This window comes from Salmonirosea aquatica (genome assembly GCF_009296315.1).
Classification (GTDB): Bacteria; Bacteroidota; Bacteroidia; order Cytophagales; family Spirosomataceae; genus Salmonirosea; species Salmonirosea aquatica.
This window is the reverse complement of sequence record NZ_WHLY01000002.1, coordinates 6075161-6088623: the sequence shown is the minus strand read 5'-3', so window position 1 is coordinate 6088623 and position 13463 is coordinate 6075161. Positions and strand designations below refer to the sequence as shown.

Here is a 13463-nt window from a genome sequence, read left to right as displayed (position 1 = left end):
CCATAAGGTAACGTTATTTGAATTATCATACGTATCTGTTCTTATTTTATTAATATCATAACTTAGTAGTGCAATGGCAGAAACTAATCCAGTACAATATGATGAAAGCAGTATCCGATCACTTGACTGGAAAGAACATATCCGGCTAAGACCGGGGATGTATATCGGGAAACTAGGGGATGGAGCATCCGTGGACGACGGAATATACGTGCTGGTGAAGGAAATAGTCGATAACTCTATCGATGAGCACATGATGGGAAACGGTAAAACCATCGAAATAAAAATTTCCGAACACAGGGTTGAAGTGCGGGACTATGGACGGGGCATACCCCTGGGGAAAGTGATAGATTGCGTCTCCAAGATCAATACGGGAGGAAAATACGATTCCGGGGCCTTTCAGAAGTCCGTGGGTCTAAACGGTGTGGGTACCAAAGCCGTCAATGCACTTTCTAATTATTTCAGGGTCCAGTCGTTTCGGGATGGAAAGACCAAATGGGCCGAATTTGAACAAGGGGAACTGACAAATGAATCGGGCGAAGAACCATCGAGCCAACGAAACGGGACATTCATAGCTTTCGAGCCTGACAACCTTATCTTTAAAAACTTCAAATATATTCCGCAGTATCTGGATTCCATGATTCGGAACTACTGCTACCTGAATGCAGGCCTTACGATCAACTTCAATGGGCAGAAATATTTCTCCCAGAATGGCTTGCTGGACCTTTTACGTGACAAAACGGACGAAGATTCGCTTCGATATCCGATTATCCATTTGAAAGGAGAGGATATTGAGTTGGCCATGACCCACAATAACCAGTACGGTGAAGAATATTATTCGTTTGTAAACGGCCAGTACACTACGCAGGGAGGTACCCACCTGACGGCATTTCGGGAATCGATTGTAAAGGTTATACGTGAACACTTTAACAAGGAATACGCCACCGAAGATGTGCGAAGTTCCATTGTGGCCGCCATTGCAATTCGGGTACAAGAGCCCATTTTTGAGTCCCAAACGAAGACTAAGCTTGGCTCAAACACGCTTTCACCTGATCCGAACAGCCAGTCGGTACGCTCGTTTATGAACGATTTCGTCAAGGAGCGCATTGACAATTACCTGCACATGCATCCCGAAACCAGGGATGCCATTAAGAAAAGGATCGAACAGTCCGAGAAGGAGCGAAAGGAATTGGCAGGAATTAAGAAACTCGCCAACGAGCGGGCCAAAAAAGCAAACCTCCACAATAAGAAGCTTCGCGATTGCCGTCAGCACCTGACCGATGCCAAATTGGAAGAACGATTCAATACCACACTTTTCATAACAGAGGGTGACTCCGCCAGTGGATCCATTACAAAATCACGTAACGTGCAGACCCAGGCGGTGTTCAGTCTGCGGGGTAAGCCACTCAATTGCTTTGGGCTTACCAAAAAAATCGTGTATGAAAATGAGGAGTTTAACCTTCTTCAGCATGCTCTCGATATTGAAAATGGGATCGAAAACCTGCGCTTCAACCGGATCGTGATTGCTACGGATGCGGATGTGGACGGTATGCACATCCGATTGCTAATTATGACATTTTTTCTGCAATTTTTCCCGGATTTGGTACGGAATGGCCATCTTTACATTTTGGAAACCCCCCTTTTCCGGGTTCGTAATAAAAAAGAAACCGTGTATTGCTACTCGGAAGAAGAAAAGCAGCAGGCCGTGCAACGCCTGGGCAACAAACCTGAAATAACGCGTTTTAAGGGCTTGGGTGAGATCTCGCCGGAAGAGTTTGGTACCTTTATTGGCGAGGAGATGCATCTTGAACCCATAATCCTGCAAAAAGAAACCTCTATCCAGAAGTTATTGACCTACTTCATGGGGAAAAACTCGCCGGATCGTCAGAAATTTATCATTGATAATTTGAAAGTGGAAAAAAATATTGAAGAATTAGCAGCTTAAATTAATTCCGAAAGAACCGGGGTAGCTTAGTGCCCGCTCCCCGGTTCTTTCATTCATTCTACGCATACCCTCTCTTGGATTTATCAGAACTCAGACAACGGATTGATGCCCTGGATGACCAACTCCTGCTTTTACTCAATGAGCGCATGGAGCATGTCAAAGCCGTAGGCGAGGTAAAACGAGCCCAAAAAGCAATCATATATCGCCCCGAGCGCGAGAAACAGATACTGGATCGGCTCACCAGACAAAATAATGGCTTGCTGTCGCGGTCGGCCATTGAGGCCATTTTTTTGGAAATATTTGCCGTGTCGCGCAATCTTGAATTGCCCGAACGCATTGCCTACCTCGGACCAGAGGGTAGCTTTACCCATCAGGCGGCAGAAAGCCGTTTTGGTGGTATGAGCGAATATCTGGTGCTCCCTACCATACATTCAATTTTTGACAGTGTGGAAACAGGGCGTGCGCGCTTTGGCGTAGTACCGATCGAGAATAATCAGGAAGGTATGGTGGGTGAGACGGTAGATTTACTCCGTGAAAAAGAGCTCCATATTGCTGCCGAAGCCTACCTTTCCATACATTTTGCCTTCGCTTCCCAATTTGATTCATTGACCCAAATCCGTCGAATCTATTCTAAGGATATCGCTTTCCGGCAGTGTAGCAAGTTTTTGAGAGAGTACTTCGAAGATAATCGCATTGAACTAATCCCTGTGGAATCGACGTCAAAAGCCGCCAAACTGGCTTTCAACGAGCCCGACTCGGCGGCGATCTGCTCGCATATTGCCGCAAGGCTTTACGGAGTGCCGGTGCTATTCGACAACATTGGTGACAGTGACCAGAACCGAACCCGGTTTTTGATCATCTCTAAGAACTTCACCAATCAGAAAAGTCAGGCGGATAAGACCACAATCATTGCCAACCTACCCAATACCCATAAACCAGGGGTACTTTTCGATTTTTTAAAGGATTTCTATGATCGGGGAATTAATCTGACCAAAATAGAAAGCCGCCCTCTTCGCCAGGGATCATCGTTTCGTTACTGGTTTCTGGTTGAATTCGAGGGACACTACGAGGATGAGGCGATCCGGGAAATTCTGGCCAAGTACGGTAATAATCTCAAAGTGCTGGGAAGCTATGTGCGGACCGCCTAGCCCGACAGGACAGGTATGAAGACACTAATGAACTGGTAAATATTGAAGTGCAGATTCCTTATCCAGGTGTAGTTGTTGTACCAGAGCTTGGATACTTTCAAATTTCAATTCGGGTCGGAGGTAGTGCCTGATCTGGATTTCTAGATGTTCACCGTAGATATCCTCTTTGAAGTTGAAGAGGTGTACTTCAATGGTACGCGTACTGCCATCTACGGTAGGCCTTACACCAATGTTCAGCATACCGCTGAGCAGTTGTTCTCCCTTCCGGACATGCACGGCGTACACCCCGTTGGCCGGTATCAATTTATAGGTTTCCCGCACCTCGATGTTTGCCGTAGGGTACCCCAGGGTGCGACCCAGTTGCTGGCCTTTCACCACGGTACCTGAAAAGGCATAAGGCCTTCCTAACAACTCATTTGCCGTGGATACTTCACCCCGCGAAAGGGCATTTCTAATACGAGTGGAGCTTACAGCCAGAGCGTCAATGTCCTGTCGGGGGATTTCCTCAACTTCAAAACCATAGGACGGAGCCTTTTCCTGTAAATATTCAAAACTTCCTTCTCGATTCCGGCCAAAGCGATGGTCGTAGCCTATCACGAATTTCTTAGTACCGATGCGATCTACCAGAACCTGTTGAATGAATTCTTCGGAAGAGAGTTCAGAAAATGCCCTTGTGAAAGGAGTAATGATAAGATGGTCGATCCCCAGCTGACTGAACAATGCGACTTTCTCCTCGATAGTAGATAGAAGTTGCAAGTTCTGGCTGTCGTTTGAAACGATCATTCGAGGATGTGGCCAAAAGGTGAGCACTACGGATTCACCCTGAAGTTGGATACTTAGCTCCCGCAAACGGCTCAGAATCTTTTGGTGCCCCCGATGGACCCCATCGAAGGTACCGCTCGTAACGACGGCGTAAAGACGTTTTTGAAATGATTCGAGACTATGGTAAACGTTCATCAATCGTTGGTAAGATTCAATTCAGTCCGTTTGTCATTGATATATCGCTCCATCGGTACTGAATCAGAAACCGAAAAATCACCAATTCGGGTTCGCCGTAAAGCTGATAAATAGGCACCACTTTCCAGTATTTGTCCAAAATCACGTACCAGGCTGCGGATGTAGGTACCTTTGCTGCATACAATCCGGAAATGAACAGTAGGGAAGTCTTGGGAATCTATTTCAAAGGTATGGACTGTAACTTCCCGCGGTTTGATTTCGACGGTCTCGCCCCGCCTGGCCTTTTTATAGAGTCGTTCACCATTCAAACGCACGGCCGAGTAAATGGGAGGAAGCTGCTGAAGCGTACCCGAGAGTTGCAGAGCCGTTCTTTCCAGGGCTTCCTGGGTTATATGATCGACTGGAAAATCCCTATCGAATTCAGTTTCCAGATCCACAGATGGGGTCGTCTTTCCTAATACCAGGGTACCCTCGTACTCTTTTTCCTGAGCCTGGTAGGAATCGATTTGTTTGGTCTTTTTTCCGGTACACAAAATAAGCAATCCGGTAGCCAGAGGATCGAGGGTACCTGCATGCCCTATTTTTTTGAATTTACAGGCCCACTTCAATTTTTTCACTACATCGAATGAAGTCCAGGTTAATGGCTTGTCGATTAGAATCAACTCGCCTTCATCGGGTGCATGATCAGGCTGGGGTACCTCACTCATTTTCAAACAATATCCAGTTCATAGCCCATTGCCAATAGAGCCAGCAATATGATACCCAGTATGATACGGTAGTAACCAAATACCTTGAAGCCGTAGCGGGTAAGAAAATTAATAAAAAAACGGATAGCCAGCATGGCCACTATAAAGGCGATGGCATTTCCAAAGAGAAGGATTTTGATGTCGGCTGCCTGAATGCTTTCATACGTCTTCAGGAACTTGTAGCCGGCCGCTGCAGCCATGGTAGGTACTGCCAGAAAAAACGAAAATTCGGCAGACTGCCGACGGGTAAGTCCCTGAAACATTCCCCCAATAATAGTGGCAGCCGAACGAGATACCCCCGGAATCATGGCGATACATTGGTAGAACCCAATTTTTAGTGCTTCAGGATAGGTAATTTCCCGATCTTTAGGATGTTCCTGAGCAATGCGGTCGATGAATACCAGAATAATCCCCCCCACCAGTAGGGAAATGGCAACGACCACCACATTTTCGAGCAGGGCATCGATGTAATCATTTAATAAAAATCCAATGACCGCTGCGGGTAGGAAAGCAACAAAAAGCTTGTAGTAAAAATCGGTGGTTTGAAGAAATCGCCGGGTGTAGAGTACCAGCACGGATATTATGGCTCCGAACTGGATATTGACCGTGTACATTTTCGTGAACTCATCATGGCTGATTCCCATAAAGGAAGAGGCAATGATCATGTGGCCCGTGGAGGAAACCGGCAGAAACTCAGTGATTCCCTCGATAATCGCAAGAAGAAGCGCTTGCCAAATGGTCATGAATGGGAGGGTTTGCGCAGAATGGCCCAAAACTCAACCACAAAGCCAGCCACCGTAACCAGTGGCCCAACGGTAAGGCCCAGAACTCCAAAACCGAATTCAGCGGTATCCAGGCTCATAATGATAAAGCCCAGCAGGATAACTCCCAGGCCAATAAGCATCAGTCGGTAGTTGGGAGCGTGAAAAGGAAGATGGTTTTTATTGGCGTCCATAGAAGGCTTGAGAAAAAGTTATGAAAAAATAAGTTTAGGCGGTCAGTAAAGATCGTCAAGCGACATTTTGAGATATCGGGAAAGTGACTGGGTAGTACTAACGATCCCAATTAGGATACCCAAAATCAACAGCAAAGCGAGCAAAAAAACCAATTTCTGAGGTTCCTGAAGTTGTGAAAGTCCCTCAACGTTACGTATGGCCACTTGCTGTAAAATAACCAGAAAGAAACCGGCGATCAAAGCACTGATCAATCCCTGCGTAATGCCCCGCATCAGGAAGGGTCTCTGAATGAAGCCATTGGTAGCTCCCACCAGTTGCATGCTGCGTATCAGAAAACGCTGTGAATAAATGGCAAGTTTTATGGTATTGTTGATGAGCAACACGATGATCACCAGCATGATGAGGGCGAAAGAGGCCAGTACGATGTATAGTTTGGTAATATTCTTATTTATGGCATCGGCCAGGTTTTCCTGATACACTACTTCGTAGACTCCGGGCAGCTGTTCCAAATCTGACTTGATCGCTTTTAACTTGGCTTCTTCAAAGTAGTCTTCCTGAACTTTCACCCGATAGCTGTTCCGCAAGGGATTTTCGCCCAGAAAAGCCGTAAAATCCTCTTTGGTACCTTCCATAAATTCTTCGGCGGCTTGTTCTTTCGACACATAAAGAATCGAAAGGCTATCACCGGCAGTCTGCACGTAAGGTTTTTGCTGAAGTTTGACCAAAAGTGAGTCCTGGCCGGCTGAGGTGGTACCTTTGTCAATAAATACTCGAACCTCGATATTCTGGCGTATGATCGACACCAGCTTTTTGGACTGGACCACCAGGATTCCACAAAAGCCGATCAGAAAAAGGGCAGCCGTCAGGCTGATTACAATCATAGTGTTGGGGTAGCTCCCGATCTTTTTCTTTTGGGCCATGTATACAATTCAAAGTACTTATAAGATGCAATAATAGGCATTAATAGCCAATTCTGAGGGGTAGGTAGAGTGACTTAACGATTTTTAACTAAAACCTACCGAACGGGAGGGTACCTAATTTCTTTTTTCGAGCTCGTCCCTAATCTTTGCCGCTTTTTCGTATTCCTCTTTGGTAAGTGCTTCGTCCAGCATTTTTTGCAATTCGTCATTACCCATTTCCCGCAGTTGCTCGCTGAACGATCCCCGGGTGCGCAAGGGTTCGCGAACGCGTTCCTGGTCGCCTTCGTCAAAGTCTTCGGTGAGGTCGCTTGACACGATACCCGCCTCCGATAAAATAGATTCATAGGTATAAATAGGAGCACCGAACCGTATGCCGATCGCAATGGCATCGGAAGGGCGCGAGTCGATTTCTACCTGCCGCATATCGTCACCACACACGATTTTGGCATAGAATATTCCTTCACTGAGTTCCGAAATGATGATTTCTTTCAAAGAGTAGTTGAGCGAGTCGGCAAAAGACTTGAACAAGTCATGGGTCATAGGACGATTCGGAACAATGTTTTCAATTTGTACGGCAATAGCCTGGGCTTCAAAAACACCGATGATGATGGGAAGCCGACGGTTGCCCATTTCCTCTCCCAAAATGAGGGCAAAGGAGCCGGACTGGGCTTGGCTGGGAGAAAGTCCCAAAATTTCTAATTTTATCTTTTTCACTGGATACGCTACCTGTTACAGTTGAGATACGGCTGGTTTAGTTGGATTTGATCAAAATTTATTTTCCTGCGAAGAGAAATAAAAACGCAAAAATAGAAAACCCGTCGGGCATTAAAAAATGCCCGACGGGTCAAACCAGCTCTTTTGTTTATTTGGATGCCTCTACAGCTTGAGTCAGACGAGGTAAAATATCAAAAACATCCCCCACAATTCCGTAATCCGCCGCTTTAAAGAAAGGGGCTTCGGGGTCTTTGTTTATCACCACGATGCACTTGGAGCCATTGACGCCCGCTAAATGCTGAATGGCTCCCGAAATACCACAGGCAATATAAAGGTTGGGAGCAACCTTGATGCCCGTTTGGCCAATGTGTTCATGGTGGGGGCGCCAGTCCAGATCGGAAACCGGTTTGGAGCATCCCGTAGCGGCTCCCAGCGCATGGGCAAGTTCGAGGAGGGGATCCCAGTTTTCAGGTCCTTTCATTCCACGTCCTCCCGATACAATAATGTCGGCTTCATTAAGGGAAAGCTCGGAGGAAGCTTTTTCCGTATTCGTAACTGTAGCGGCAAAATCAGAATCGCGCAGGGTAGGAGCAAAGGATTCTACCAAAGCTATTTGGTCGGTTTCAACTACTTCCAGGGCATTTTTCTTTATGGCAAGAATCTTTATATCAGATTTTATGTCGACTATGGCAAAGGCTTTTCCGGTGTAAATACTGCGCTCCACCTTAAATCCATTGGAGAGATCAGGCAAGCTGGTGACTCCTGAAACCACGCTGGCTTTGAGTTTGGCTGCTGCGCGAGCAGCAACGGCGTCGCCCAGCCCCGATTTGGCCATTACGATTACAGTACTTCCTTCCTGTTGGACAGCCTGCACAAGTGTATCCGCATAGGCTAGGCTATTTTCATGACTAAGTTTGGATTCCGTGACATGGAGAACCTTTTGTGCTCCGAAATGTCCGGCTACCTGTAAGTTTATCTCGTCGGCGTTGCCAATGGCTAAAACCGTAGCTCCGGTATTTAACGATTCGGCAACTTTGCCGCCATAGTATATGGCTTCCTGGGAGGTTTTCTTGATCGATCCCTGATCCAGTTCTACAAAAATCAATACGGACATATTTTCAACGGATATTATAATACAAAATCATTAAAGTACTTTAGCCTCTGTTTTCAGCAGCGTAATAAGCTGCTCTGCCTCATCAGCAGGAATCATTTTACAGGCTCCCTTAGGGGCAGGTTGAATATATTTTTCAAGAGTGACCATTGTGTCCACATCGACGGGCTCTACGACCGTGAGTGGCTTGGTTCGGGCGGTCATTATTCCCCGCATATTGGGAATTTTCCATTCAGCAATGGGCTCTTGGCAACCCAAAACCAAGGGGAGGCTGGCCACTAGGTGTTCTTTTCCTCCGTCAATTTCGCGGGCAAATTCTGCTTTACCTTCCGTTACATCCAGTTGCATTACGGGGGAGTAAGAAGGAATTCCCAGCATTTCTCCTACCAGTCCATGTACCACGCCACTGTTGAAGTCAAGTGATTCACGGCCCATGAGAATTAAATCATACTTATTTTGGCTAGCAATGTGGGCGATCTGCGATGCTACAAAATAAGAGTCTGTGGGCTCTGCATTAACCCGAATGGCCTCGTCGGCCCCAATGGCCAGTGCCTTTCTAATTTGAGGTTCACTGTCGCTTTCGCCCACATTAAGTACCGTAAGGCTACCCCCGCTAGCTTCCCTCAGCTCAACACCTCGGGCCAAGGCGTAGTCGTCGTAGGGGCCGATGATGTATTGCACACCATTTTTATTGAACCTGGTATCGTTATCTGTAAAGGATATTTTGGCCGTAGTATCGGGCACATTGGTAATACACACGAGTATCTTCATAGGGTACTAAAAGGATAAAGGAAAATAACTTTTCTGCTTCTAGGCTTGTTGTTGCGAATATACGGAATTAAAATAATAGTATGCAAGCATAATATTTTTGGATGAAAACAACCCTGCTGGAAAAATTGTTGGTTTTTTACGAGGAGGATCCAAGAGACCCTTTCAATCTGTACGCTCTTGCCCTCGAGTATCAAAAACATGATGCCAGCGTGGCCTCCGAGCATTTTGAGCGTTTGTTAAGCGATTTCCCTGATTATCTGCCTACCTACTATCACGCGGCACAATTTTTTATCCTTATTGGAGAGATCGACAAAGCACGCATAATATTCGAAAAGGGGATACAAATCGCTGCCGAACAGAAAAACACCAAGGCACAGCAGGAGTTACTACGGGCATATCGGGCTTTCGAAGACGATCAATTGGATGAATAAGTATCTAATCCGTCTTGCCGCACCACATTTTTCTATTTTGATTTAATCATGAACCATGAAAATTTCTGAATATTTTACCATTCTCAAAACGGCCGCCACTGATTTCATGAACGATCAGGGTATGAAATTAAGTGCGGCTCTATCTTACTATACCATTTTTTCCCTAGCTCCCATGCTACTGGTTATGATTACGGTGCTAAGCGTCTTTTTTGGAAGAGACGCCATCCAGGGCCAGGTATTCGAACAAATCAGTGGGTTGGTAGGTAACGAAGCGGCCACCCAGCTGCAGGATATCCTCAAAAACGCGGAGCTATCCAACAAATCGGGCGTAGCGGCAGCGATTGGGGTAGGTACCTTGTTAATCGGAGCGACCGGAGTATTTGCCGAAATCCAGAGCTCTATCAATTATATCTGGTCTATCGAAGCCCGGCCTGAAAAAGGATGGCTTAAATACCTCAAAACCAGGTTGATTTCGTTCTCGCTGATTTTAACATTGGGATTTCTGCTCATCGTTACGCTTGGGGTGAATGCATTGGTGGATCTGCTCAGTGCCCGTCTTGAAAAATATTTTTCCGAGGCTTCAATCATATTCTTCTACATATTGAATACGGCCATAGCACTGGGTATTATTACACTTTTGTTTGCTGTGATTTTCAAGGTACTTCCCGATGGAAAAATTCGCTGGAAGGAGTGCTTTGTGGGAGCAGGATTCACCGCGGTACTATTTGCGCTGGGTAAGTTTCTAATCAGTTTCTACATCGGGCAGTCTGACTTGGGCGCCACTTATGGAGCTTCTGCTTCCATCATTATTCTGCTTTCGTGGGTCTACTATTCTTCAATCATACTGTATTTTGGTGCTGAGTTCACCAAGGTTTATGCCAATTCCGATGGTACCCATATCATGCCTTCTCCACATGCTGTAAAAATCATAAAAATGGTGGCTGAAAAGGAAAAATAAGCAATTGGTTGTTGACCGGAAGTAGAGAAAAAAGGCTAATAAATTGGAATTCAGAGATATTCTTCGTAAATTGCAGAATATCTGAATAATTTGATCTGATATTTCAGGACGGATCAACTTTCAACTCATTCATTTCCTCCGATTCAAATCATCATTTAACCACTTTCCTGCAAGAATGGAAGGTACAAATATTCGCGTGTTTATGGAAAAAGACGGATTCATTGAAAATGTTGTCAAGTGGGCTCAATCTCACGGATTTAAAGAAATTAGGGCTAACATCGAAGGCTACGAAACTCCCAAATCCTATGAGCGTACCCAAGACAATCAAGTGTTTACACCCGATGTTACGGGGGTGAATATGTTTAATAAGCACTATTTGGAAGTATCCATGAAAACCGACAAGTTGATGAAGGATATTTCCAAGTGGAAACTGCTAAGCGAGCTAGCCAGCATGAAAGGTGGCAAACTTTACTTGATGGCTCCGCGTGGTCATGTACGGTACACCCGTGATATCGTGAGCCAGCATAATATTCCCGCTGAAGTAGTCAAAATCAGCTGAGGTACCCTATACTATCCAACCTATATCTGACAGGTAGAGAAAATTTCTCTACCTGTCTTTTTTGCGTTGAGTGTATTCAATCCTCTCACCAACACCAGCCCAAGGATTCCCTACAACCGGGCGATCATTTCCCGGATCAGGAGGGTCATGTTTGGCTCAGCGGCTTCGGCAGCCTGAATAATCTTAGCAATGTCCGTTTTCTCGAGGGTTTCGGGAATTCCCAAATCAGTGATTACTGATAGCCCAAAACAGCGTAGGTTCATCTGGCGGGCGGCAATGATCTCAGGTACAGTACTCATGCCTACCGCATCGGCTCCCAGCATCCGGAGTAATCGGTATTCAGCCCGTGTCTCGAGGTGAGGGCCCGGTACGCTTACATATACTCCGGCATGAGCTTTGATTTCCTGTTCCCGGGCGATACCAAGGGCCATGGCCACGAGGGCCGGATCGTAGGGATCGCACATGTCGGGAAAACGATCTCCCAACTCGTCGATATTCTTACCAATCAGGGGATTGTTGGGTAAAAAAAGACTAATGTGATCCCTGATGATCATCAGGTCACTGAGTTTGTAAAGGGAGTTCAGCCCGCCAGCGGCATTGGATACCAGAAGAGTATGTACCCCCAATACTTTCATAACCCTCACTGGAAAAACGACTTGTGGCATGCTATACCCCTCATAGTAGTGGAATCTTCCCTGCATGCAAATCACTTTTTTTCCGGAGAGCGTACCGAAAAACAATTTCCCGGAATGGAACTCAACGGTGGCAACTGGAAAGTGGGGGATGTCGGAATAATCTATCGCATATTCCACCTCGATGTCACCAACCAGTGAACCCAAACCCGTTCCCAGAATGATGCCGATTTCGGGTTTGAAACCCTGGGTAGCCTGGGAAAGGTAGGTGGCGGTTTCTTCAATCTGTTGTAGAGTCATCTGTCGAGTTTCGCGTAAGAATGGGGTCTTGGGATGTGCCTATCATTTTTCCTGCAATATAGCCCGTAGTCCAGGCATTCTGAAAATTAAATCCTCCCGTTATTCCATCTACATCCAGAATTTCCCCGGCAAAATAAAGTCCAGGTACCCTTACGCTTTCCAATGTCATAGGATTTACCTCTGACAGACTCACTCCTCCTGCCGTAACGAATTCTTCTTTGTAAGTACTTTTTCCCTGAATGTTGAACTGACTATTGGTCAACAAATCGACCAATCTATTGATACCTTTATTCGAGACATCGAGCCAACGGAGCGTTGGCTCGATGTCCGCTTTCTCTAGCAGGGCTTTCCACAGACGGTGCGGGACTCCGAAGCGGGCCTGGGTAGCTGCCATTTGTTTCGGTGAGGTACCCTTTTGGGCCAGAAGTTCCTGACGTATCTCCTGTTGCGTGAGCGCAGGCAACCAGTTGATGCGAAGTACAAAGTCGTAATTCCTGGCAGCAAGTTCGCGCGCGCCCCAGGCCGAAAGTTTCAGAACTGCCGGTCCGCTGAAACCCCAATGTGTGATGAGCAAGGGGCCACGCCATTCTAATGGGGTACCCATGATTTTCAATGCGGTATCCTGCATTGAAACGCCCGACAAAGGTTTTAAATAATTTTGGGGCACATTGAATGTAAACAAAGAAGGAAGAGGTGTTTCGATCCGGTGCCCGTGCTCCGCTACCCAGTCAAATCCTTTGCGTTGGGGGTGTCCCCCGGTAGCGATCAGCAAACGATCGGCGGTTATTGTCTCTCCGTTTTGGAGAAGTAGATTGAACGTATTTTCCGTTTCTTCCTGAAAAGAATATGTGAATGATTGAACTCCTGTGCTGGTGCGAACCTGAATATGGTGTGTAGCGGCTTGAGCGAGGAGGCAAGTGATGATTGTTTCCGATGAATTGCTTTCGGGAAACATACGACCATCGGACTCTACTTTAAGAGGTACCCCTTTGGATTCGAACCAGAAAATCGTGGATCGAACGTCAAAAAGCGGTAGAAGTTTTCGAAGTAGTGATTCGCCCCGCGGATACTGGGATGCCAGGGCGCGATGATCGTAACAGGCATGGGTGACATTGCAACGTCCACCGCCCGAAATCCGGACTTTATTGAGTACCGTCCGGTTCTTTTCAAGAATTGTTATTTGGGCCTCGGGATTGGTTTGTGCTGCCGTAACGGCCGCCATGAAACCAGCCGCCCCTCCACCAATGATTACTAAGCGCATGGATTGATAACTTACTGCCATTCGCGACAAAGATAGACTACCCAGGCTTAGGCCGGG

The 13463-nt window shown here is 46.4% G+C and carries 15 protein-coding genes; 5 read left to right on the top strand and 10 right to left on the bottom strand.

The window, feature by feature from the left end; genetic code table 11:
* The first annotated feature begins 73 nt into the window (after positions 1–73).
* The gene (locus tag GBK04_RS26455) at positions 74–1942 is read left to right on the top strand and encodes a DNA topoisomerase IV subunit B (protein ID WP_152764972.1); all 1869 of its coding nucleotides are present in this window, start codon (positions 74–76) and stop codon (positions 1940–1942) included.
* A 74-nt stretch (positions 1943–2016) separates the two neighbouring features.
* Complete coding sequence (gene pheA / locus GBK04_RS26450; protein ID WP_152764969.1) at positions 2017–3090, top strand: prephenate dehydratase; 1074 nt, start codon at positions 2017–2019, stop codon at positions 3088–3090.
* 24 nt (positions 3091–3114) lie between these two features.
* On the opposite strand, the gene GBK04_RS26445 is transcribed toward pheA, so the two are convergent.
* The 8 genes from GBK04_RS26445 to GBK04_RS26410 form a co-directional block, all read right to left on the bottom strand.
* Positions 3115–4047 (bottom strand): bifunctional riboflavin kinase/FAD synthetase, encoded by a 933-nt coding sequence (locus GBK04_RS26445; protein ID WP_152764967.1) that lies wholly within the window; start codon positions 4045–4047, stop codon positions 3115–3117.
* On the bottom strand, positions 4047–4754 hold the full coding sequence (truB, locus tag GBK04_RS26440) for a tRNA pseudouridine(55) synthase TruB (protein ID WP_152764965.1): 708 nt from the start codon (positions 4752–4754) through the stop codon (positions 4047–4049). The genes GBK04_RS26445 and truB overlap by 1 nt, the downstream gene beginning before the upstream one ends.
* 2 nt (positions 4755–4756) lie before the next feature.
* Positions 4757–5536, bottom strand: a complete 780-nt coding sequence (locus tag GBK04_RS26435; protein ID WP_152764963.1) for an undecaprenyl-diphosphate phosphatase — start codon at positions 5534–5536, stop codon at positions 4757–4759.
* The gene (locus GBK04_RS26430; protein WP_152764962.1) at positions 5533–5748 is read right to left on the bottom strand and encodes a DUF3098 domain-containing protein; all 216 of its coding nucleotides are present in this window, start codon (positions 5746–5748) and stop codon (positions 5533–5535) included. The genes GBK04_RS26435 and GBK04_RS26430 overlap by 4 nt, the downstream gene beginning before the upstream one ends.
* 42 nt (positions 5749–5790) lie before the next feature.
* Positions 5791–6669, bottom strand: coding sequence for a cell division protein FtsX (locus GBK04_RS26425; RefSeq protein WP_152764960.1), 879 nt, complete (start codon positions 6667–6669; stop codon positions 5791–5793).
* A 114-nt stretch (positions 6670–6783) separates the two neighbouring features.
* Positions 6784–7383: a bifunctional nuclease domain-containing protein gene (locus GBK04_RS26420; RefSeq protein WP_373331378.1), complete on the bottom strand. Its 600-nt coding sequence runs from the start codon at positions 7381–7383 to the stop codon at positions 6784–6786.
* Between the two features lie 148 nt (positions 7384–7531).
* The gene (locus tag GBK04_RS26415) at positions 7532–8497 is read right to left on the bottom strand and encodes an electron transfer flavoprotein subunit alpha/FixB family protein (RefSeq protein ID WP_152764958.1); all 966 of its coding nucleotides are present in this window, start codon (positions 8495–8497) and stop codon (positions 7532–7534) included.
* 30 nt (positions 8498–8527) lie between these two features.
* Positions 8528–9265 (bottom strand): electron transfer flavoprotein subunit beta/FixA family protein, encoded by a 738-nt coding sequence (locus GBK04_RS26410; protein WP_152764956.1) that lies wholly within the window; start codon positions 9263–9265, stop codon positions 8528–8530.
* Between the two features lie 101 nt (positions 9266–9366).
* Between GBK04_RS26410 and GBK04_RS26405 the strand changes: the two genes are divergently transcribed.
* The 3 genes from GBK04_RS26405 (at position 9367) to GBK04_RS26395 (ending at position 11213) form a co-directional block, all read left to right on the top strand.
* Positions 9367–9696: a tetratricopeptide repeat protein gene (locus tag GBK04_RS26405; RefSeq protein WP_152764954.1), complete on the top strand. Its 330-nt coding sequence runs from the start codon at positions 9367–9369 to the stop codon at positions 9694–9696.
* A gap of 55 nt (positions 9697–9751) precedes the next feature.
* Positions 9752–10654 (top strand): YihY/virulence factor BrkB family protein, encoded by a 903-nt coding sequence (locus tag GBK04_RS26400; protein ID WP_152764952.1) that lies wholly within the window; start codon positions 9752–9754, stop codon positions 10652–10654.
* 175 nt (positions 10655–10829) lie between these two features.
* Positions 10830–11213, top strand: a complete 384-nt coding sequence (locus GBK04_RS26395; RefSeq protein ID WP_373331377.1) for a hypothetical protein — start codon at positions 10830–10832, stop codon at positions 11211–11213.
* A 110-nt stretch (positions 11214–11323) separates the two neighbouring features.
* Here the strand turns inward: GBK04_RS26395 and GBK04_RS26390 are convergent, their stop codons facing one another.
* Positions 11324–12145, bottom strand: coding sequence for a purine-nucleoside phosphorylase (locus tag GBK04_RS26390; RefSeq protein WP_152764950.1), 822 nt, complete (start codon positions 12143–12145; stop codon positions 11324–11326).
* Entirely contained in the window at positions 12126–13406 is a 1281-nt protein-coding gene (locus GBK04_RS26385; protein WP_152764948.1) for a BaiN/RdsA family NAD(P)/FAD-dependent oxidoreductase, read from the bottom strand. Before GBK04_RS26385 ends, GBK04_RS26390 begins: the two co-directional genes overlap by 20 nt.
* Between the last annotated feature and the right edge of the window lie 57 nt (positions 13407–13463).